Raw genomic sequence first — 19,643 nt, forward strand, 5'->3', positions numbered from 1 at the left:
CTTGCTCCCGATAGCGACTTCAGCCTCAGCCAAAGAACCAGTAACACACCGCAATCGCCGCAACCACACCGGCAAACTCCGCCAGCAACGCACACCCCACGGCATGCCTTGCCCGCTGAATCCCCACCGACCCAAAGTACACCGCCAACACATAAAACGTGGTCTCGGTGCTGCCCTGAATCGTCGCCGCCACCAACGCGGGGAAGCTGTCCACGCCCTGGGTCTGCATGGTCTCGATCAGCATCGCCCGCGCCGCGCTGCCTGAGAACGGCTTGACCATCGCGGTCGGCAAGGCATCGACAAACCGCGTGTCCATGCCGGTCCACGCCACCAGGTGACGGATGCCTTCCAGGCCGAAGTCCAGCGCCCCGGAAGCACGCAGCACACCGACTGCGCAGAGCATCGCCACCAGATAGGGCAGCAGGTTTTTCGCCACATCGAAGCCTTCCTTGGCCCCTTCGACAAACGCCTCGTATACCTTGACCTTGCGCAGCGCACCGATCAGCAGAAACAGCATGATCAACCCAAACAGCGTCAGGTTGCCGAGGATCGACGACAGCGCGGCCAGCGCCGTGGCAGACAGGGTGGCCAGCAACGCCATGAAACCACCCAGCACCAGCGCACCGGGAATCAGGTAGGCCAGCACCACCGGGTCCCACAACCGCAGGCGCTGCATCACCGCTACCGACAGCAGGCCCACCAGGGTCGAGGCGCTGGTGGCCAGCAGGATCGGCAGGAAGACCAGCGTCGGGTCGGCGGCGCCTTGCTGGGCGCGGTACATGAAGATGGTCACCGGCAACAGCGTCAGCGACGAGGCGTTGAGCACCAGAAACAGGATCTGCGCGTTACTGGCGGTGTTGGGGATGGGGTTGAGTTCCTGCAGCGCCTTCATGGCCTTCAGGCCGATGGGCGTCGCGGCGTTGTCCAGGCCCAGGCCATTGGCGGCGAAATTGAGGGTGATCAGGCCGATGGCCGGGTGGCCGGCGGGCACTTCGGGCATCAGCCGGCGAAACAGCGGCCCGAGGGCCTTGGCCAGCCAGTCGACGATCCCGGCTTTTTCGGCGATGCGCAAAAAGCCCAGCCATAAGGTCAGGGTGCCGAACAGCAGCACCATGACTTCCACCGACAATTTGGCCATGGCGAAAATGCTTTCGACCATCGCCGCGAAAATTCCGGCGTTACCGCCCACCAGCCATTGCGCCAGTGCTGACACCATTGCCACGACAAAGAAGCCAAGCCACAGGCCATTGAGCATCAGTTAAATCCCCCGAAAGATGGGGCGAATGATAACGGGGCTGACAGAAACGACAAACCCCGGAATTTTCCGGGGTTTGTTTCAGCGCCTGAGGGCGATCAGCCGCGAGTGGCCTGGGCGGTCGGCACTGCTGTGCGGGTGCGCCAGTGCGGCAGCGAGTTCCAGTAGCGCTCGCCTTTGGCATCGTCGTACATGCCTTCCCAACGAGAAATCACCAGCACGGCGAGGGCATTGCCGATCACGTTGAGCGCGGTACGCGCCATGTCCATGATGCGGTCGACACCGGCGATGAAGGCCAGGCCCTCCAGCGGAATACCCACGCTGCCCAGGGTGGCCAGCAGCACCACGAAGGACACGCCCGGCACGCCGGCAATCCCTTTGGAGGTGACCATCAGGGTCAGCACCAGCATCAGTTGCTGGCCGATCGACAGGTCGATGCCATACAACTGGGCGATAAAGATGGCGGCGATGCTCTGGTACAGGGTCGAGCCGTCGAGGTTGAATGAGTAACCGGTTGGCACCACAAAGCTGCAGATCGCCTTCGGCGCGCCGTAGGCTTCCATCTTCTCGATCACGCGCGGCAGCACGGTCTCGGAACTGGCGGTGGAGTAGGCCAGCACCAGTTCATCCTTGAAGATGCGCATCAGCTTGATCACCGAGAAGCCGAACAGGCGAGCGATCAGGCCCAGCACCACAAAGGCGAAGAACAGGATGGCGACGTAAACCAGGATCACCAGCTTGGCCAGCGGCAGCAGGGAAGCGAAGCCGAAGTTGGCGACGGTCACCGCGATCAGCGCGAAGACACCGATGGGGGCGTACTTCATGATCATATGGGTGACTTTGAACATGCTCTCGGACACGCCCTGGAACATGGTCACCAGCGGCTCGCGCAGCTCGGGCTTGAGGCTCGACAAGCCGAGGCCGAACAGCACCGAGAAGAAAATGATCGGCAGCATCTCGCCACGGGCGACGGCGGCGAAGATATTCGAGGGGATCAGGTTGAGGATGGTCTCGATGAACGCATGTTCATGCTGCACCTCGGCGGCAGTCGCCTGGTACTTGGAGATATCGACAGTGCCCAGGGTACTCATGTCGATGCCTGCGCCCGGATGGAACAGGTTGGCCAGCAACAGGCCGACAACAATGGCAATGGTGGTGACGATTTCGAAGTAAAGAATGGTTTTGACACCGATCCGACCCAGCTTTTTCGCGTCACCGACCCCGGCAATGCCGACGATCAGCGAAGAAATCACAATTGGGATCACGATCATCTTGATCAGGCGGATAAAGATATCGCCTGCCGGCTGCAAGACGTTGCTGATCCACCAGGCCTTTTCAGCACTGAAATGGTTGAGCACCGCACCGATTGCAATCCCCAGGACCAGACCGATGAGGATCTGCCAGGCGAGGCTTAGTTTTGCCTTCTTCATGTCATTACCCTTACTTCACGTGAACTTAAGGCGAATGCGCCAGCCGCAACGCTCGAGAGCGAAAAAGTGTGTGCACAAGCCTCCATGGAAGGTCACCGCCGCATGGCCGAAATGGCTTACTGGCAGGCGAAAAAAGGCGCAACTATTCCCATGCAAGGGCGCAACGTCTAATGCCGTAAACGCCTACCCTATGCCGAATCGGCATGGCTTTTTTGGGAAATAACTGTCCGAACGGTCAGTTCGATTACGCCAATCTGACGGGCAAACATGCCGTGAACCTGCCAATACAGGCTTGCTCAGAGAGACAGACGCGCGCTGAAGGGCTGGCACAAACACCCGTAAATTAACGGAGTACGCGTCAGAAATACCCTATGGAGGGGGCAAAACTTTCTCGATAGGTGGTCGCGACGACACAACCAGTAATGGTTGGTAAAGAGCGAAAACGAAATATTCGGCTAAGGCCGGTATGGGAAGCAGCCCATCAGAGCAACGAGCCCGCCGCAAGTTCAGCAAGCTTGAGGACTTGTGAACTTGCGTCGCAGCTTTTCACCTGACCCGGCCCTTGCGCAGGCACTCCCTGTACCCGTAGGTCACGCCGATCTCGATTGATCAGAGCAACCCGGCCCCCTGGTCATGCATCGCCCTTGGCGAGCGATGCAGACAGAAAAAAGCGACGGGCTTCTTTCTATGGACGCCGGCCCCGCAGACGCTGAGTGCGTCAAACGGAACCTAGTACCAATTCGGATCTTTCTTGAGCTGTTCCATCAACAGCTTTTGCATGCCTTCGTCCGGCTTACCGATAAACCGGTAATCGGCGTGCCGCGTCGGCGATTTGTCCTTCGGCAAACCGGCCGGAACTTCCACCAACAGGGCGTAGGCATCTTCCTTGTCAAAGCTGACGGCTACGATCAGACGCTTGTTCAGGCAGGTGTCTGCAGTCTCGCAAAGCGGCCCGACCAGGTACTTGTCGCCATCTTCTTCAACTGCGGTCATCTGTTGTTCGGCCGAGCCGGACAGGTTCATCACCCATTCCGGCAGGCGCTCTTCTTTCTTCACCACGTCTCGCCAGGTTTCACGGTACTGCGGGTCCGCACTGAGCAATTCGTTGGCTCGGGTCTGACCGTCATTGGCGGCCATCGCCAAACCGCTGCCGCCCAACAACAGGGCGACAGTAATGGCTTTAAAAGAAAGAGTGGTCATCTTCAGCCTCGGCCTTTACGACCAAAGAAGAACGAAGCGATGAACATCACCAGGAAGACAACGAACAGGATCTTGGCGATACCTGTGGCGGTGCCGGCGATGCCACCGAAGCCGAGGACTGCAGCCACAATGGCGATGATCAGAAACGTGATTGCCCAACTCAACATGGTGATTCTCCTTACGCTTTCATAGGGGGTAACAGCTGTAGTGCAGTGCGGTCGCTCAGTACGGCGCCCGATTTATTGCCTAGAACACCCAGCGCTCTTGCGTAGGCAGCGCGTCCAGGGTGGAATCCTGGTCGACCACACGCAATTGCGGGGCAGTCACATCGACAGTCGCGCTGGCGATGGAACGAAAATGGTTTTGCGTCATGGCCGGACGGTCGAATTGCGGGACTTGCTGCTGACTCTGTTGCCAGTGCTGCAACTGCTGGCCGCCAATCAACGTGATCATCAGTGCCAGGCTGGCAAACAGACCCTGTTGCAGGCGCAGTGGCGATACACGCAATTGGCTGAGGCTTTGGCGAGTCATGCTGCATTTCTCCCGCATTCTGGTTATTGGTTCATGACACTCTTGGGAGATGTATTGCAGAGCGCATGCCAGCTTTTTTTCAAAATAAATATTAATAAAATCAATGATTTAAGATTGAACCCAATACAAACGCCCCAGCATCCTGCACGATGCCCCCTTGCAGGCCGTGCGAAATGCACGATGGCCAGTGGTCGGGTCAAGGGATAGAACCCGCCGCAGCGGTTGCCGAAGTGGCACGAAGGGCTAAAAACGCCACTAGCCTGGGGTGCTGTAAGAAGGTGCGCAGATAGCTGCGCGAAGTCGCCTTTTATCGATCAGAATAAACCATGCAACTTGCCCGATTATTCCGGGACTAATCACCATCATCATTTAAAGTTAAGGAGCGCGGGACAGATGGAATCAGCCAAGGAACTTCAAGGCCGCATTCTTTTAGTGGATGACGAATCCGCGATCCTCCGCACCTTCCGTTACTGCCTGGAAGACGAAGGCTACACCGTAGCTACCGCCAACAGCGCCGCCCAGGCCGATGCCCTGATGCAGCGTCAGGTGTTCGACCTGTGCTTCCTCGACCTGCGCCTGGGCGAAGACAATGGCCTGGACGTGCTGGCGCAGATGCGCATTCAGGCGCCGTGGATGCGCGTGGTGATCGTCACCGCGCATTCGGCCGTCGACACCGCCGTGGATGCGATCCAGGCCGGCGCGGCCGATTATCTGGTCAAGCCGTGCAGCCCGGACCAATTGCGTCTGGCCACCGCCAAACAGCTGGAAGTGCGCCAGCTCTCCGCGCGCCTGGAGGCGCTGGAGGGCGAAGTGCGCAAACCCAAGGACGGCCTCGATTCCCATAGCCCGGCGATGATGGTGGTACTCGAAACCGCACGCCAGGTGGCCGGCACCGACGCCAACATCCTGATCCTGGGCGAATCCGGCACCGGTAAGGGTGAGCTGGCGCGGGCCATTCATGGCTGGAGCAAGCGCACCAAGAAATCCTGCGTCACCATCAACTGCCCGTCTCTCACGGCGGAACTGATGGAGAGCGAGTTGTTCGGCCACAGCCGCGGCGCCTTCACCGGGGCCAGCGAGAGCACGCTGGGTCGGGTCAACCAGGCGGACGGCGGCACGCTGTTTCTCGATGAGATCGGTGACTTTCCGCTGACCCTGCAGCCCAAGTTGCTGCGCTTTATCCAGGACAAGGAATACGAACGCGTCGGCGATCCGGTGACCCGCCGCGCCGATGTGCGCATCCTCGCGGCCACCAACCTGAACCTGGAAGACATGGTGCGTGACGGCCGCTTCCGTGAAGACCTGCTGTACCGTCTCAACGTCATCACCTTGCACCTGCCGCCGTTGCGCGAACGCAGTGAAGACATCCTGACCCTGGCGGACCGTTTCCTGGCGCGCTTCGTCAAGGACTACGCACGACCGGCGCGAGGTTTCAGCGACCAGGCCCGCGAAGCACTGCTCAACTACCGCTGGCCGGGCAATATCCGCGAACTGCGCAACGTCGTGGAACGCGCGAGCATTATCTGCCCCCAGGAAAAAGTCGAGATCAGCCACCTGGGGATGGCGGAACAGCCGACCAACAATGCGCCGCGCATCGGTGCGGCGTTGAGCCTGGATGAGCTGGAAAAAGCCCACATCGGCGCGGTACTGGCCACCAGCGACACCCTGGATCAGGCGGCCCGTACACTGGGTATCGACGCCTCGACGCTGTACCGCAAACGCAAACAGTACAACCTGTGAGCTTTACCTTATGAAGCTTGCGATGAAACTGCGCACTCGGTTATTCCTGAGCATCTCCGCACTGATCACCGTGGCCCTGTTGGGCCTGGTGCTGGGGCTGGTCAGCGTGATGCAAATGGCAAAGAGCCAGGAATCGCTGATCCGCAGCAACTTCATCACCCTGGACCTGGGGCTCAAGCTGCGTCAGAGCCTGGGGGACCAGTTGATCCTGATGCTGGAAGAGCAACCCGACGCCAAGGCCCTGGAGACGTCCAAGCAGCAATATTTTGCGTTGCTGGACGAAGGTATCGCCCATGAAAAGCGTGATGGACGAATCAACGGTTTCAGCCAGGCGCGCATCGACTACCTGGACTTTCTGAAAGCGTTCGACGAAGCCCAGCGATCGCCACTGGCGAACAAAAAAAATCAGAAACTGACCGATAGCTTCAACGCCTTGCGCAATGGCCTGATCGCCGAACACAAACAAGCCCTGGAAAACATCAACGCCAGCGAACACAAGTCGCGCAACCGTGCATTATTGATCGCTGCGGCGCTGGGGGTGGTTGGACTTGCCGTGCTGATTATCGGCTTCATCACCGCCCATGGCATCGCACGACGCTTTGGTGGGCCGATCGAAGCCCTGGCCAAGGCGGCCGACAAGATCGGGCAGGGCGATTTCGAGGTGACGCTGCCGATCTCGTCAGCGGCGGAAATGAACCAGCTGACCCGGCGCTTCGGCATCATGGCCGAGGCGCTGCGCCAGCATCAGGCAACCAATGTCGACGAACTTCTGGCCGGCCAGCAGCGCCTGCAGGCGGTGCTCGACAGCATCGACGACGGCCTGCTGATGATCGATCGCCAAGGCCGCCTTGAGCACCTCAACCCTGTGGCACAGCGTCAACTGGGCTGGGACGAGGAGCGCCTGGGGCAGGGACTGGGCGAAGCGCTGGTGCGCCCGGAACTGGATGAACAATTGCAGTTGGTGCTGCGCGGCGGCAACCTGGAGCGGGCGCCGGACGATCTGGAAGTGGAAGTCGAAGGCGAATTGCGCCTGCTGACCTACAGTCTTACGCCGGTGAGTCATACCCAGGGGCATATCCTCGGCGCGGTGATGGTGCTGCATGACGTCACCGAGCAGCGTGCCTTCGAGCGGGTGCGCAGCGAGTTCGTATTGCGCGCCTCACACGAGTTGCGCACGCCGGTGACCGGCATGCACATGGCGTTTGGTCTTTTTCGCGAGCGCGCGAAGTTTCCGGCAGAGTCCCGTGAGGCAGACCTGCTGGATACGGTCAACGAAGAGATGCAGCGCCTGATGCAGTTGATCAACGACTTGCTCAACTTCTCGCGCTACCAGAATGGCCTGCAGAAACTCACGCTGGGGCCATGCGACGTGACGGACCTGCTCGAGCATGCGCGCGCCCGCTTTGCCGAGACGGCAAACGCGCAACATATTGAATTGCTGGTGGAAGCCCAGGCCGACGTGCCACGGCTGTACGCCGATCAGGCGCAACTGGAGCGGGTGCTCGACAACCTGCTGGCCAACGCGCTGCGTCATACCGCCGAGGGCGGGCAAATCCACCTGCAGGCGCGACGCCATGGCGAGCGGGTGATTGTCAGCGTCGAAGACAATGGCGAAGGCATTGCCTATGGCCAGCAAGGGCGCATCTTCGAACCTTTTGTGCAGGTGGGGCGCAAGAAAGGTGGCGCAGGCCTGGGGCTGGCACTGTGCAAGGAAATCGTGCAATTGCACGGCGGACGCATGGGCGTGTACTCGCGGCCGGGGCAGGGCACGCAGTTTTATATGGCGTTGCCCCTGTAGTTCGCAGGCTTCGTCGGGAGCCGCTGCCACAGATGCCGCTCACCATAAAGGTCGCTCGCCACGCGCCTGCCTGGGGTTTAGCGTTGGTTCAGAGCACTCAGGATCGCGGCGCTTTCGGCGTCTGGCGTGCCGTCGAACAGCGACGCACGGAAGTGCATCTGAAACGCCGCGATCACATGCCGCGTGGCCACGTCCAGTTCGCCGGTCTGCGGCGTCGGGTAGCCCAACTTCGCCAACTCTTCCTGGAACCAGGTGATGCTCGGCAGCTGCGTTGCGTACTGCTGCCGGAAGCGGGCGACCGCCTGGGCGTCGGGCCACTGGCCCAGGCCTTCGTCGGCCAGACGCTTCCAGGGGAACAATGGACCAGGGTCGAGTTTGCGCAGCGGCGCGATGTCGCTGTGACCAATGATGTTCTTGGGATCGATGCCGTTGCGTTTACTGATGTCCTTGAGCAACACCACCAGGGACTTCACCTGGGCCTCTGAATAGGGGTACCACAGGCGACCGGTCGGCGTGTCCGTGTACCCGGGGTTGACGATTTCAATACCGATGGAGCTGGAGTTGAGCCACGTGCGGCCCGCCCACTGGCTTTCCCCGGCATGCCAGGCGCGCTGGCTCTCATCCACCAGCTTGTAGATGGTGGCGCTGGCGTCGTCGCCGATCAGGTAGTGGCTGCTGACCTGGCCGTGGGTGAGCAAGGCCAGCGAGCGCTCAAGGTTGGTGGAGGTGTAGTGGACGATCACGAACTGCACGCGATTGTCGTGGTTGACCGAGGGATGGTTGGTGTCAATGCGCGGACCACTGGCGCAGCCGGCGAGCAGAATGAACAGGAAGGCGAAGTACAGGGTTTTCATAGGGAGTGACGTCACGCTGAAGACGGTAATGCAACAGTGTAACGTAAGGTGTGTGACACAGCGCTCAAATCATGAAATGGAACATTTTTACGCCGCCTGCACCTGATTGCGCCCAGCGGCCTTGGCGCGATACAACGCCTCGTCGGCGCGTTTGAGCGCCACGTCGCTGCGCTCCCCCGGCTGGAACTGCGCCACGCCCATGGACAGCGTGATCGTCACCGGCTCGCCCTTGAAGTGGAAGGGGCAGGCCTCGATGGCCGACCGCAGCACTTCGCCCACAGCCAGCGCCTGAGTGAGTGAAGTGTCGGGCATCAGCAACACAAACTCTTCGCCGCCAAAGCGCGCAATAAAGTCGCGGCCATGCAGGTGCTTGCGCAGCACGTTGGCGATGATCTTCAACACCTTGTCGCCGGCCAGATGGCCGTAGCCGTCGTTGACGCGCTTGAAGTGATCCAGGTCCAGCATCGCCAGCGACAGGCTGTTGCCGCGCTGATGCCAGGCGTTGACCTCGTGGTCCAGACGCTCGCTCCACGCCGCGCGGTTGGGCAGGCGGGTCAGCGGGTCAATCAACGCCTTCTGACGCTGCACCTCCATATGTTCGCGATAGCCCAGCGCTTCCTGCTCCATGTGGGCGACGCGTTCGGCCAGCCCCTGGAGCCGCGCTGCCACTTCCTCTTCGCGCTGGTCCCGTTGCTGGCGGTGCTCGTCCATGGTGCCGAGCAAGCCTTCGATATGGCTTTCCAATACCTGCTTGAGGCTGTCCAGGTCGGCCGCTTCCTGCACGCTGCTTTGCAAGCCGTCGACCTGTTCGCGTATCTGCGTGTCAAGCTGGCGGGCGGCGGAGCGGCTGTCGAGGTGGTCATCGCTGGCCACCTGCAGATGGCCCTGGAACGCTTCAAGACGCTCGTTGAGGTGCTTGAGATAAGCCTCGAACTCATGCTGGCCGCTGTCGGTGACCGCCAGCATCAGCACCGCCAGGTCATCGAGAATCGGCAGCAACTCGTACCAGTTCAAGCCATTGGCCAGGCGCTCGCGCATGGCTTCGGCCTGGGGCCGGTGGCGCTCTGGGAGGCTCAGGTCTTCCAGCAGGCCGAGCAAGGTGCTTTCGATATGCCGGGCCACGGAGCTGTAGGAAGGCTCCGGCGAGTCGGGCAGGGCATAGCCGCTTTCCCCGGGCTGCTCGTCGGTTTCTTCGTGCTCAAGAACGGGCGGCAGCGACAAGCTGCCGATGCTGGTCTCCTCCGGTGTATCAACCAGCACTTCGGGGGTTTCAATAAAGGCCGCGAGCGCGCTTTCGTTGGGCGGCTCTTCGGCTTCAGGTTCGGGTTCGGGTTCAGGATCAGCGGCAGGTTCGGCGACGGCGGTTTCTGCAAGTGCCGCTTCGACCCTGGGTTGCGCGGCGACTTCAACCGCAGGCGCTGCTGTCAGCGACTGCGGCAATGGCGCAGGGGTCGGCAAGACTTGGGGTGGCGGTTCGGCAGGTGCAGCGGCCTGCTCTTCAGTCACAGGCTCTGGAGCAACCGGTTTTGACGTCGGCTTTACCGGAGGCTCATCAGCCACCGTTTCGGGAGCGACCTCCTTGGCGCTCCCGAACAAGCGTTGCAGCAAACCTGGACCAGGCCGTGGAGTTTCGCCGTCAGCCTCCAGATTATTCAACGCCTGCCCCTGCAGGCTGCTCAATTCGCTGAGCAGCAGCGGAATCTCACGAGCCTGGCCCACGCGACTGTCCAGTTGCTTGGCGAAGGCTTTGAGCGGGCGCGCCACCTCGCGCGGCAGTGGCAATTGCTGCAGCTGGGCGACCAGGGCGGTGAGCGCGGTGCTGATCTGGTCGACACGGGTCTCGCGGCGCTGCTCTGAATCGAGCACGGCTTTTTCCAGGCGCGGCAGCAAGGCGGCGAGGGCGGCGTCCATGTCGTCGGTGCGCACCACATCGCGCATTTCCTTCATGCATTGGTCGACGGCGCGGTCGGTGCCCTCAGCGGCCAGCGTACTGCGCACCAGGCCCCGGCGCAGCAGGTCGAGGCGGGCGGCCCAACGGCGTTCGAGCTTGTCCTGCTGCTCGATGCTTAACAGGTATTTTTCTTTCCAGCGCTCGGCGTCGTCGCTCATGCAAGGGGCCCGCGAGGGCTGGTGCTCAACGCGGGCAATGCATCAACCGTGAGCGAACCCGGCAGACGAATCTCTACCGCGACGGGCAGGTGATCGGAAATGGGCTGCGCCAGGACCTGCACACTTTCCAGCGTGAGGGTCGGGCTGAGCAGGATATGGTCCAGGCAGCGCTGCGGGCGCCAGCTGGGAAACGTCGCTTCGACCTGCGGCGCCAGTAGCCCGAGGTCACGCAACGGTGAATTCAGAAGCAGGTCGTTGGCGTGGGTGTTCATGTCCCCCATCAACACCTGGTGCTTGTAGTTGCCGATCAGCTCGCGCACGTAGGCCAGTTGCAGGTTGCGCGTCCGCCCGCCGAGGGCAAGGTGCATCATCACCACTACCAGCGCTTCCGGGCCTTCGCCGAATCGCACGAGGATTGCGCCGCGCCCCTTCGGGCCTGGAAGCGGGTGATCCTCGATGGCCGTCGGCTTCAGGCGGCTGAGCACACCATTGCTGTGCTGCGCCAGACGCCCGAGGTTTCGATTGAGTTGCTGGTACCAGTAGGGGAAGCCGCCGAGCTGGGCCAGGTGTTCCACCTGGTTGATATAGCCCGAGCGCAGACTGCCGCCGTCAGCTTCCTGCAACGCGACCAGATCAAAGTCATTGAGCAGGGTGCCGATCTTCTGCAGGTTACCGGTGCGCCCTTTGTGGGGCAGCAGGTGCTGCCAGCCACGGGTCAGGTAGTGCCGATACTTCTCGGTACTGTTGCCCACCTGGATATTGAAGCTGAGCAAGCGCAGACGGCTGTCCGCCGGCAGGCCCGTTGACTCCAGGTGATGTTCATTGACCTGCGGTTCGTGCAGGCCAATGCCACGTTCGGTTCCCCAGCGGCGCATGACGAGCCCCTTACTTGGCTGCACGCTCTTTGGCGATCAGTTGGTCAGCGACATTGAGGGTCGCTTCAGGACCACCAGTGGAGCCCAGGTCGAAACGGTATTTGCCGTTGACGATCATGGTAGGCACGCCTTGCACCCCGTACTTCTGCGCGAGTTCCTTGGCCTGCTTGATCTGGCCCTTGATGGCGAAGGAGTTGAAGGTAGCGAGGAATTTTTCTTTGTCGACACCCTGGGTGGCCACGAAGTCAGCCATTTCGTCCGGCTTGGTCAGACGCTTGCCTTCCTTCTGGATGGCGTTGAATACGGCGTTATGCACCTTGTGCTCGACACCCATGGCTTCCAGGGTCAGGAACAATTGGCCGTGGGCATCCCAAGGGCCGCCGAACATGGCCGGGATGCGTTTGAAGTTCACGTCTTTGGGCAGTTTCTCGACCCAGGGATTGATGGTCGGTTCAAATGCGTAGCAATGCGGGCAGCCATACCAGAACAGCTCCACCACCTCGATCTTGCCTGGTACCGAAACCGGCACCGGGTTAGCCAGCTCGACGTAGGTTTTACCCGCTTCAAGCGGCACATCGGCGGCCTGTGCGGTCATGCCGAAAAGACTGGCAGTGACGAGAGCGGCGCTGAGGATCAGATTACGCATGCTTTACTCCTGGACAAATAAAGTCGCCTCACGCGACCTTTAGTTGTGACAGGTCTACGCGGACATGAGTTCGTTAGTGTAACGGCAGCGGCCACAAAAAAGGGCGGCCCGGGCCACCCTTTTTATGCTTGCATCGCGGGATTAATCGAGTGTTAACGTCGCGGCCCATCAGTGCAGACCCTCGATGTAACTGGAGAGGGCCGCAATGTCCTCATCGCTGAGCTTGCGGGCGATGGTGCGCATGGTCATCGCCTCGCCATCGTTGGCCCGGCCTGCGTCTTCCTTGCGAAAATCAGTCAGTTGTTTGGCGGTGTACTGCGCGTACTGACCGCTCAACTGCGGAAAGCCCGCAGCAGCATTGCCCGTGCCATCGGGCGCGTGGCAACCGGTGCAGGCCGGCAGGCCCTTGCTCAGGTCACCGCCGCGGAACAGCTTTTCGCCACGGGCGACCAGCTTGGGGTCAGCGGCGCCCACGCTGCCTTTCTGGGCGGCAAAGTATGCCGCGAGGTCGGCGATGTCCTGGTCGCTGGAGTTGGCCAGCAAGCCGGTCATTTCCAGCACCGTACGCTTGCCGTCCTTGATATCGTGCATCTGCTTGGCCAGGTAGCGCTCGCCCTGACCTGCCAACTTGGGAAAATTCGGCACCGGGCTGTTGCCATCGGGCCCGTGGCAGGCCCCACATACGGCAATTTTGGTCTGGCCCGCCTTGGCGTCACCCGCAGCCTGGGCAACACCGGTGATGCCCAGGGCCAACAGCAGACTCACGATCAGTTTATTCATCAGCTAATCCAACTACTCATCCAACTGCGGCCAGAAGTTTTAAACGTTATCTACCGGGTTTACTCATCATCAACGGATCGACGACCTGGTGATCTCCAGCCTTGCGGCCCTGCATAAAACCACGCGCGGTATTGCCTTTGAACACAAACTCGGTTGTACAGCGCCTGGGGTTCCTGTGTAGCCTGAGCGCCATGAAAGCACACACAAAATCTGCGGCATCATATACTCGCGCTACTTAAACGGAAACGACACCGCTTGCCGCCCCCTTTTTCGGCACCGCTCACATCGGAAATCTCATGCAACTCAAGAATCCCATCCTCGGTCTGTGCCAACAGTCCACCTTCATGCTCAGCGCCGCCAAAGTGGACCAATGCCCCGATGACGAAGGCTTTGAAGTCGCCTTTGCCGGCCGCTCCAACGCTGGCAAGTCCAGCGCACTGAACACCCTGACCCACGCCAGCCTGGCGCGCACCTCGAAGACCCCGGGCCGCACGCAACTGCTCAACTTCTTCAAGCTGGACGACGAGCGTCGTCTGGTCGACCTGCCAGGCTACGGTTACGCGAAAGTACCCATCCCGCTGAAGCTGCACTGGCAGCGTCACCTGGAGGCCTATCTGGGTGGCCGCGAGAGTTTGAAAGGGTTGATCCTGATGATGGACATCCGTCATCCAATGACCGACTTCGACCTGCTGATGCTCGACTGGGCTGTCGCCAGCGGCATGCCGATGCATATCCTGCTGACGAAGGCCGACAAGCTCACCTACGGCGCGGCCAAGAACACCTTGCTCAAGGTGCAGGCCGAAATCCGCAAGGGCTGGGGTGACACCATCACCATCCAGCTGTTCTCGGCGCCAAAGCGCATGGGCCTGGAAGACGCCTACACCGTGCTGGCCGGCTGGATGGAATTGGCAGACAAGGGCGCAGAAATCGCCGAATAGCTTTTCTGCAGGCAAAAAAAACCCCGGACTTCGTATGGGGAGGGGAAGTTCGGGGTTCAAGTTCCGGACCGCTAGGGCGGAGTCCGGATATCTGCCAACACTTAACACAACATAGGAGCTTTGAAGGGCTTCACCACCCATTCAGAGACTCTGAGTAGCAATTCACAGGTTAAGTTCCGGCCCGCTCGAAAAACTGTGAAACACCTGAAGGCTATTTCCCACGTCAAACGCTGTGCCACCGCCCGTTGCCGGTGGCGAACGCCCGCCGTCAGTGCGCTTCGTCCCAGTTGTTGCCCACACCCACTTCCACCAGCAGGGGCACGTCCAGTTGCGCGGCAGCGCTCATGTGCTCACGAATCCTCTCGCTGACTTCGGCGACCAGATCCTCACGCACCTCCAGCACCAATTCATCGTGTACCTGCAGAATCACCTTGGCATCCAGACCCGAGTCGGTCAGCCAGTTATCCACGCGCACCATGGCTTTCTTGATGATATCGGCGGCGGTGCCCTGCATCGGCGCGTTGATCGCCGTGCGCTCGGCGGCGGCGCGTTCCTGGGGTCTGTTGGAATTGATATCCGGCACATACAGGCGGCGGCCGAAGAAAGTTTCCACGTAGCCCTGGTCGGCAGCCTGGGCGCGGGTGCGCTCCATGTACTCGCGGACCCCGGGATAGCGGGCGAAATACACGTCGATATAGGCCTTGGCGGTCTTGGTATCGACGCCAATGTCCTTGCCCAGCTTCTGCGCGCCCATGCCATAGATCAGGCCGAAGTTGATCGCCTTGGCACTGCGGCGCTGGTCGGAGGTGACCTCGCCCAACTCCACCTTGAACACCTCGGCCGCGGTGGCGGTGTGCACATCCAGATTGTGACGGAAGGCATTCATCAAGCCTTCGTCCCTGGACAGGTGCGCCATGATGCGCAGCTCGATCTGCGAATAGTCCGCTGCCAGCAGCTTGTAACCTTTGGGCGCGACAAACGCCTGGCGGATGCGCCGCCCCTCAGCGGTGCGCACCGGGATGTTCTGCAGGTTCGGGTCGCTGGAAGACAGGCGCCCGGTCGCGGTCACCGCCTGGTGATAAGACGTGTGGATACGCCCGGTGCGCGGGTTGATCTGTTCCGGCAGGCGGTCGGTATAGGTGCTTTTGAGCTTGCTCATGCTGCGGTACTGCATCAGCACCTTGGGCAGCGGATAGTCATCCTCGGCCAGTTTGGCCAGCACTTCTTCCGCCGTCGAGGCCTGCCCCTTGCCGGTCTTTTTCAGCACCGGCATGCCGAGCTTGTCGTAGAGAATCGAGCCGAGCTGTTTGGGAGAACCCAGGTTGAATTCCTCACCGGCGATCTCGAATGCCTGGCGCTCCAGTTCGACCATCTTGTGGCCCAATTCGATGCTCTGGATACCCAGCAACTCCTTGTCCACCAGCGCGCCCTGACGCTCGATGCGCGCCAGCACCGGTACCAACGGAATTTCGATATCCGACAGCACGCTGGCCAGGCTCGGGATCGCGGCCAATTGCGCGTGCAGCGCCTGGTGCAGACGCAAGGTCACGTCGGCATCTTCGGCTGCGTACGGGCCGGCCTGTTCCAGTGCGATCTGGTCAAAGGTCAGTTGCTTGGCGCCCTTACCGGCGATGTCCTGGAAACTGACGGTGTCGTAGTCCAGGTACTTCTTCGCCAGGCTGTCCATGTCGTGCCGGGTGACGGTGGCATTGAGCACATAGGACTCAAGCATGGTGTCGAAAGCAATGCCGCGCACGGTGATGCCTTGCGCCGGGTCGCCGCCGATGGCGCAGTTGGCGAGGATGTTCATGTCGAACTTGGCGTGCTGGCCGACCTTGAGTTTGGCCGGGTCTTCCAGCAGCGGTTTCAAGGCAAGCAGCACGGTGTCACGGTCCAGTTGGTCCGGCACGCCGATGTAGGAGTGGGTCAGCGGGATGTAGGCCGCTTCATGGGACTGCACGGCGAAGGACACCCCGACCAATTGCGCTTTTTGCGCGTCGATGCCGGTGGTTTCGGTGTCGAACGCGAACAACGGTGCATCCTGGAGCTTCTTCAACCATAGCTCGAAGGTCGGCTGGTCGAGGATAGTGGTGTAGGCCGTTTCCAGGGGAGCCGTGGGTGCAGCCTCGACCACCTCGACCGCCACGGGCGCCGCGCTCAGCTCGACGCGCTTGGCATCGCGCTGAATCTCGTCGTACCAGCTCTTGAACTCGAGCAGGGTGTACAGCTCAAGCAGCTTTTCACGGTCCGGTTCGATCAGGTGCAGGTCGTCCAGGCCGATATCCAGCGGCACATCGATCTTGATCGTGGCCAACCGGTACGACAGGAACGCCATCTCGCGGTGCTCTTCCAGCTTGGCGCGCAGGGTCTTGGCGCCGCGAATCGGCAGGCTCGGCACAATGTCCAACTGCTCATAAAGCTCTTTGAGGCCGCCATTGACGCCCACCAACAAGCCGGAGGCAGTCTTGGGACCAATACCCGGCACGCCGGGAATGTTGTCGGACGAATCGCCCATCAATGCCAGATAGTCGATGATCTGCTCCGGAGCGACGCCAAATTTCTCCTTCACGCCCTCTACGTCCATCGCGCTACCGGTCATGGTGTTGACCAGGGTAATGTGCCCGTCGACCAACTGCGCCATGTCCTTGTCACCGGTGGAAATCACCACCGGCCGGCTGGCGGCCGCGCTGCTGCGGGCGAGGGTGCCGATCACGTCATCGGCTTCGACGCCTTCGACGCACAGCAACGGAAAGCCCAGAGCGATCACACTCTGGTGCAGCGGCTCGATCTGCAGACGCATGTCATCGGGCATGCTCGGACGATTGGCCTTGTAATCGGCATACATGTCATCGCGAAAAGTCCCACCCTTGGCGTCGAAAACCACCGCGAACGGGCTGTCCGGGTACTGCCGGCGCAGACTCTTGAGCATGTTCAGCACGCCCTTGACCGCGCCGGTCGGCAGGCCTTTGGAGGTGGTCAGCGGTGGCAGTGCATGGAAGGCGCGGTACAGATAAGAAGAACCGTCCACCAGGACGAGGGGCGCTTGGCTCATGAGCAGGATCAACCTTTTCGGCGGGTCAGGCGCTAGAATAGCCGGACCAATGAAAACAAAGGGACAAGGTTATCATGCGTACATTCAATCGCCTGCTGTTGACTGGCCTGATTGCACTCGCTCCGATGGCTGCCATGGCGGCAGACGATGCGCCGTCGGCCGACCCGGAAGTGACCATTCGCACGGAAGGCGACAAGACCATCCAGGAGTACCGCCAGAATGGCTTTCTGTATGCGATCAAGGTCACGCCCAAAGGTGCACCGCCGTATTTTCTGGTGCGCGCGGACGGAACCGACGCGAACTTCATCCGCTCTGACCAGCCGGATATGCTGATTCCGTCATGGAAGATCTTCGAATGGAAATGATTTCCCCACTTTAATCGACGCTGCAATTCGCAGCGTCCGTAACGGCAGTTTACCCATGTCTGTGTTTACCCCCCTGGCTCGGCCCGAGCTGGAAACCTTTCTCGCGCCCTACGGGCTCGGCCGCCTGCTCGACTTCCAGGGGATTGCCGCTGGTAGCGAAAACACCAATTTCTTCATCAGCCTGGAACAGGGCGAGTTCGTCCTGACCCTGGTTGAGCGCGGCCCTGTGGCAGAAATGCCGTTTTTCATCGAGCTGCTCGACGTACTGCACGACGCCGACCTGCCGGTGCCCTACGCGCTGCGCACCACCGACGGCGTCGCCTTGCGCGAGCTGGCCGGCAAACCGGCGCTGCTGCAACCGCGCCTGGCCGGCAAGCACATCACGCACGCCAATGCGCAGCATTGCGCCCAGGTCGGCGAACTGCTCGGCCATCTGCACCAGGCCACCCAGGGCGACAAGGTGCTGGAACGCAAGACCGACCGCGGGCTGGACTGGATGCTCGGTGAAGGTGCACAGATTGTTTCGCACTTGAACGCCGCGCAGCAAAGCCTGCTGCAGGACGCGCTGGCCGAGATCCAGGCGCACAAGGCCGACATCCTGGCCCTGCCGCGCGCCAACCTCCATGGCGACCTGTTCCGCGACAACGCGATGTTCGAAGGCACCCACCTGACCGGCCTGATCGACTTCTACAACGCCTGCTCCGGGCCGATGCTGTATGACGTCGCGATTGCGCTGAATGACTGGTGCTCGAACGCAGAAGGCGCAATCGATGGGCCGCGGGCCCGTGCGTTGCTGGGCGCCTACGCGGGGCTACGACCGTTTACCGCGAAGGAAGCCGAACTGTGGCCGACGATGCTGCGGGTGGCGTGCGTACGGTTCTGGCTGTCGCGCCTGATTGCTGCTGAGTCGTTTGCCGGGCAGGATGTGCTGATTCACGATCCAGCGGAGTTCGAACACCGCCTGGCGCAACGCCAGCGGGTCAGCGTCCACCTGCCGTTCGCCCTCTGAAGCCTTACCGGATCAAAAAATGTGGGAGGGGGCTTGCTCCCGATAGCGGCGTATCAGGCAACTTATGCATGCCTGGCACACTGTCATCGGGAGCAAGCCCCCTCTCACACTTGATCTTCGCTTGGTCTTAGAGCGACTCCAGGCAGCCCGCCAGGTCGTTACCCAGCTTGTCCAGCACTTGCTCGTAGCCATTAGCGGTGGCCGGTGTATAACCGCCCAGCGCATCCAGCTCCGCCAGTTTTACCGGCAGACCCGCCACCAGGGTTTCAGCCAGACGCGGGCGCAGCGGCGGCTCGCTGAACACACAGGTCTTGCCCACTTCCTGCAGACGCGTGCGCATTGCCGCGACATGCTGGGCGCCCGGTTGCACTTCGGCGGCAACGCTGAACACGCCGGCATGCTTGAGCCCGTAAGCCTCTTCGAAGTAATCGAAGGCTTCGTGGAACACGAAATAAGGTTTGCCGGCGATCCCTGCCACGCGCTTTTTCAGGCGCGCATCCAGTGCGTCCAGACGCTCGTCGAAAGCCTTCATGTTGCTCTCATAACGGCCAGCGTTCTGCGGGTCGGCGGCACTCAGGTCCGCCGCCATGCGCGCTGCGATCACTCGCGCATTGACCGTGGACAGCCACACGTGCGCATCCAGGCTGCCCGGACGGTGATCGTGGTCATGCTCGTCGGCATCGTCGGCGTGAGAGTGGCTATCTTCGGCGAAGCGACGCAGTTTCATGCCAGGCAGGTCCTGCACCGCCACCGTTGGCGCGCTGCGGCCCTTGAGCACGCGCGGCAGGAAGCTTTCCATGTCCGGACCGATCCAATACAGCAGGTCCACCGACTGCACGCGCCGTACGTCGGATGGGCGCAACGCGAAGTTATGCGGCGACGCACCCGGCGGCAACAACACCTCGGGGACCGCCACGCCGTCCTGCACAGCGGCGGCAATCAGCTGCAACGGCTTGATGCTGGTCAGCACCTTGACCTCGGCCTGAGCGGCCCCCGCAACGAAAAAACTGGCGATAAATATGACAAAAACTGGAAAAAGTCGGGACACGATGACCACTCAA

17 protein-coding genes are annotated in these 19,643 nt (G+C 61.1%); 5 read left to right on the forward strand and 12 right to left on the reverse strand.

Annotated features, from left to right (window positions below):
- Positions 1-25: 25 nt before the first annotated feature.
- From ACXX81_RS22085 to ACXX81_RS22105, 5 genes are all read right to left on the reverse strand, one after another.
- On the reverse strand, positions 26-1,255 hold the full coding sequence (locus tag ACXX81_RS22085) for a spore maturation protein (protein ID WP_209986898.1): 1,230 nt from the start codon (positions 1,253-1,255) through the stop codon (positions 26-28).
- A gap of 98 nt (positions 1,256-1,353) precedes the next feature.
- Complete coding sequence (gene gltP, locus ACXX81_RS22090; protein WP_209986893.1) at positions 1,354-2,685, reverse strand: glutamate/aspartate:proton symporter GltP; 1,332 nt, start codon at positions 2,683-2,685, stop codon at positions 1,354-1,356.
- A gap of 729 nt (positions 2,686-3,414) precedes the next feature.
- Positions 3,415-3,885 (reverse strand): inhibitor of vertebrate lysozyme family protein, encoded by a 471-nt coding sequence (locus ACXX81_RS22095; protein ID WP_057006174.1) that lies wholly within the window; start codon positions 3,883-3,885, stop codon positions 3,415-3,417.
- A 2-nt stretch (positions 3,886-3,887) separates the two neighbouring features.
- Positions 3,888-4,052 (reverse strand): DUF1328 domain-containing protein, encoded by a 165-nt coding sequence (locus tag ACXX81_RS22100; protein ID WP_003187386.1) that lies wholly within the window; start codon positions 4,050-4,052, stop codon positions 3,888-3,890.
- A 79-nt stretch (positions 4,053-4,131) separates the two neighbouring features.
- Positions 4,132-4,416 (reverse strand): hypothetical protein, encoded by a 285-nt coding sequence (locus ACXX81_RS22105; RefSeq protein ID WP_458572403.1) that lies wholly within the window; start codon positions 4,414-4,416, stop codon positions 4,132-4,134.
- Between the two features lie 393 nt (positions 4,417-4,809).
- Between ACXX81_RS22105 and algB the strand changes: the two genes are divergently transcribed.
- Both algB and ACXX81_RS22115 read left to right on the forward strand, forming a co-directional pair.
- Positions 4,810-6,156 (forward strand): sigma-54-dependent response regulator transcription factor AlgB, encoded by a 1,347-nt coding sequence (gene algB, locus ACXX81_RS22110; protein ID WP_003233753.1) that lies wholly within the window; start codon positions 4,810-4,812, stop codon positions 6,154-6,156.
- A gap of 10 nt (positions 6,157-6,166) precedes the next feature.
- Positions 6,167-7,954, forward strand: a complete 1,788-nt coding sequence (locus ACXX81_RS22115) for an ATP-binding protein (protein WP_209986889.1) — start codon at positions 6,167-6,169, stop codon at positions 7,952-7,954.
- Positions 7,955-8,031: 77 nt separating this feature from the next.
- Here the strand turns inward: ACXX81_RS22115 and ACXX81_RS22120 are convergent, their stop codons facing one another.
- The 5 genes from ACXX81_RS22120 to ACXX81_RS22140 form a co-directional block, all read right to left on the reverse strand.
- Positions 8,032-8,808 (reverse strand): N-acetylmuramoyl-L-alanine amidase, encoded by a 777-nt coding sequence (locus tag ACXX81_RS22120; protein WP_209986884.1) that lies wholly within the window; start codon positions 8,806-8,808, stop codon positions 8,032-8,034.
- A gap of 87 nt (positions 8,809-8,895) precedes the next feature.
- The gene (locus ACXX81_RS22125) at positions 8,896-10,917 is read right to left on the reverse strand and encodes a GGDEF domain-containing protein (protein ID WP_458572404.1); all 2,022 of its coding nucleotides are present in this window, start codon (positions 10,915-10,917) and stop codon (positions 8,896-8,898) included.
- On the reverse strand, positions 10,914-11,792 hold the full coding sequence (locus tag ACXX81_RS22130; RefSeq protein ID WP_209986876.1) for an endonuclease/exonuclease/phosphatase family protein: 879 nt from the start codon (positions 11,790-11,792) through the stop codon (positions 10,914-10,916). The genes ACXX81_RS22125 and ACXX81_RS22130 overlap by 4 nt, the downstream gene beginning before the upstream one ends.
- A 10-nt stretch (positions 11,793-11,802) precedes the next feature.
- Positions 11,803-12,438, reverse strand: a complete 636-nt coding sequence (gene dsbA / locus ACXX81_RS22135) for a thiol:disulfide interchange protein DsbA (RefSeq protein WP_231422163.1) — start codon at positions 12,436-12,438, stop codon at positions 11,803-11,805.
- Positions 12,439-12,606: 168 nt separating this feature from the next.
- Positions 12,607-13,218: a c-type cytochrome gene (locus ACXX81_RS22140; protein ID WP_209986867.1), complete on the reverse strand. Its 612-nt coding sequence runs from the start codon at positions 13,216-13,218 to the stop codon at positions 12,607-12,609.
- 296 nt (positions 13,219-13,514) lie between these two features.
- On the opposite strand from ACXX81_RS22140, the gene yihA reads away from it, so the two are divergent.
- The gene (yihA, locus tag ACXX81_RS22145; protein ID WP_015373414.1) at positions 13,515-14,156 is read left to right on the forward strand and encodes a ribosome biogenesis GTP-binding protein YihA/YsxC; all 642 of its coding nucleotides are present in this window, start codon (positions 13,515-13,517) and stop codon (positions 14,154-14,156) included.
- A gap of 268 nt (positions 14,157-14,424) precedes the next feature.
- On the opposite strand, the gene polA is transcribed toward yihA, so the two are convergent.
- On the reverse strand, positions 14,425-17,208 hold the full coding sequence (gene polA, locus ACXX81_RS22150; RefSeq protein ID WP_209986865.1) for a DNA polymerase I: 2,784 nt from the start codon (positions 17,206-17,208) through the stop codon (positions 14,425-14,427).
- A gap of 74 nt (positions 17,209-17,282) precedes the next feature.
- Here polA and ACXX81_RS22155 point away from each other — a divergent pair, with 74 nt between their 5' ends.
- On the forward strand, positions 17,283-17,573 hold the full coding sequence (locus ACXX81_RS22155; RefSeq protein ID WP_003187366.1) for a DUF2782 domain-containing protein: 291 nt from the start codon (positions 17,283-17,285) through the stop codon (positions 17,571-17,573).
- A gap of 55 nt (positions 17,574-17,628) precedes the next feature.
- On the forward strand, positions 17,629-18,582 hold the full coding sequence (locus tag ACXX81_RS22160; RefSeq protein WP_458572405.1) for a homoserine kinase: 954 nt from the start codon (positions 17,629-17,631) through the stop codon (positions 18,580-18,582).
- A gap of 127 nt (positions 18,583-18,709) precedes the next feature.
- On the opposite strand, the gene ACXX81_RS22165 is transcribed toward ACXX81_RS22160, so the two are convergent.
- Positions 18,710-19,639: a zinc ABC transporter substrate-binding protein gene (locus ACXX81_RS22165; RefSeq protein WP_458572406.1), complete on the reverse strand. Its 930-nt coding sequence runs from the start codon at positions 19,637-19,639 to the stop codon at positions 18,710-18,712.
- Positions 19,640-19,643 lie beyond the last annotated feature (4 nt).

This window comes from Pseudomonas sp. GNP013 (assembly GCF_054343995.1).

What these genes read in the sequence shown, in the direction of transcription:
- ACXX81_RS22085 (WP_209986898.1), bottom strand. Translation starts at nt 1,255, where the DNA reads ATGCTCAATGGCCTGTGGCTTGGCTTCTTTGTCGTGGCAATGGTGTCA.
- gltP (WP_209986893.1), bottom strand. Translation starts at nt 2,685, where the DNA reads ATGAAGAAGGCAAAACTAAGCCTCGCCTGGCAGATCCTCATCGGTCTG.
- ACXX81_RS22095 (WP_057006174.1), bottom strand. Translation starts at nt 3,885, where the DNA reads ATGACCACTCTTTCTTTTAAAGCCATTACTGTCGCCCTGTTGTTGGGC.
- ACXX81_RS22100 (WP_003187386.1), bottom strand. Translation starts at nt 4,052, where the DNA reads ATGTTGAGTTGGGCAATCACGTTTCTGATCATCGCCATTGTGGCTGCA.
- ACXX81_RS22105 (WP_458572403.1), bottom strand. Translation starts at nt 4,416, where the DNA reads ATGACTCGCCAAAGCCTCAGCCAATTGCGTGTATCGCCACTGCGCCTG.
- algB (WP_003233753.1), top strand. Translation starts at nt 4,810, where the DNA reads ATGGAATCAGCCAAGGAACTTCAAGGCCGCATTCTTTTAGTGGATGAC.
- ACXX81_RS22115 (WP_209986889.1), top strand. Translation starts at nt 6,167, where the DNA reads ATGAAGCTTGCGATGAAACTGCGCACTCGGTTATTCCTGAGCATCTCC.
- ACXX81_RS22120 (WP_209986884.1), bottom strand. Translation starts at nt 8,808, where the DNA reads ATGAAAACCCTGTACTTCGCCTTCCTGTTCATTCTGCTCGCCGGCTGC.
- ACXX81_RS22125 (WP_458572404.1), bottom strand. Translation starts at nt 10,917, where the DNA reads ATGAGCGACGACGCCGAGCGCTGGAAAGAAAAATACCTGTTAAGCATC.
- ACXX81_RS22130 (WP_209986876.1), bottom strand. Translation starts at nt 11,792, where the DNA reads ATGCGCCGCTGGGGAACCGAACGTGGCATTGGCCTGCACGAACCGCAG.
- dsbA (WP_231422163.1), bottom strand. Translation starts at nt 12,438, where the DNA reads ATGCGTAATCTGATCCTCAGCGCCGCTCTCGTCACTGCCAGTCTTTTC.
- ACXX81_RS22140 (WP_209986867.1), bottom strand. Translation starts at nt 13,218, where the DNA reads ATGAATAAACTGATCGTGAGTCTGCTGTTGGCCCTGGGCATCACCGGT.
- yihA (WP_015373414.1), top strand. Translation starts at nt 13,515, where the DNA reads ATGCAACTCAAGAATCCCATCCTCGGTCTGTGCCAACAGTCCACCTTC.
- polA (WP_209986865.1), bottom strand. Translation starts at nt 17,208, where the DNA reads ATGAGCCAAGCGCCCCTCGTCCTGGTGGACGGTTCTTCTTATCTGTAC.
- ACXX81_RS22155 (WP_003187366.1), top strand. Translation starts at nt 17,283, where the DNA reads ATGCGTACATTCAATCGCCTGCTGTTGACTGGCCTGATTGCACTCGCT.
- ACXX81_RS22160 (WP_458572405.1), top strand. Translation starts at nt 17,629, where the DNA reads ATGTCTGTGTTTACCCCCCTGGCTCGGCCCGAGCTGGAAACCTTTCTC.